A 788-nucleotide genomic window follows, 5' to 3' on the forward strand; every position below is an offset into this window, starting at 1 on the left:
TTGCCGCCGAGCCTGATGTATTCCGTGGCCAGATCTTCCGACCGATTGCCTGTGGCGGTCACCGTGTGACGCCATACAAAAAGGCCAGGAAGCCGACGACTGCCGCAGCCGTGATCGGCTGTGCCCGCACCTCGCCGCGGAACTCTTCCATCGCCAGACGCCCAGCGCCCGAGGCAACGTCGTGAAGCGAATCCTTTAACCGGGTGACTTCCGAGCGCAACGCCCTGAGCTCTTCCTGATTGCCGGCTTTCCAATTTACCGCCGCTAGTGCTTCGTCAACGAGCGGGGCTGGCTCTTCGATTGGAGTGTCCGGTGCGAGTTTGTCATCCGTCATCTCTGAACTCCTGTCCGAGGTTTTTACTGCGTCTTCTCGGTCCCCGCCGGGGCCACCGATTGCGAACCGCCGCCCGTGCCGGATTCAGGCGTGGGATCACGGTCTGTTGGCGCGGTCTGCATGGTTTCTCCAGCAGGTGGAGTGTTGTCGATGACCTTCTGATCGGTCGGAGTGACCACGGCCTTCGTATCGGTTGTCGTGGTCTGCTTTGTTTGCGTGGCGGCGTCGTTGTCGACAGCCTCTCCATACATGCCAGCGATAGCCCAGGCGATCGCGGCCAAAACGAGACCGCCTATCAGCACCATCAGTACTGGTCGCCCAAGCAAACCCTGCCGTGATTGCAGGGGCGTAGCCTCCACGACCTTCTGCGTCTCCACACTCGAAACCGTATCGCCGCGCTCGTCCTTATAGGTGCTCATGGGATGTTCCTCGTTTACACCTCTTGTAACCAATG

The 788-nt window shown here is 60.3% G+C and carries 2 protein-coding genes; both read right to left on the bottom strand.

Annotation, left to right across the window (positions count from 1 at the left end; all coding sequences use genetic code 11):
- Window positions 1-58: 58 nt before the first annotated feature.
- Window positions 59-334, bottom strand: coding sequence for a hypothetical protein (locus ACP7E0_RS34995; RefSeq protein WP_426131960.1), 276 nt, complete (start codon window positions 332-334; stop codon window positions 59-61).
- A 23-nt stretch (window positions 335-357) separates the two neighbouring features.
- Window positions 358-788: hypothetical protein (locus tag ACP7E0_RS35000; protein WP_426131962.1), on the bottom strand; the 431-nt coding region annotated here is incomplete at its 5' end.

It is taken from the genome of Pararhizobium sp. PWRC1-1 (assembly GCF_049897905.1).
GTDB lineage: Bacteria > Pseudomonadota > Alphaproteobacteria > Rhizobiales > Rhizobiaceae > Pararhizobium.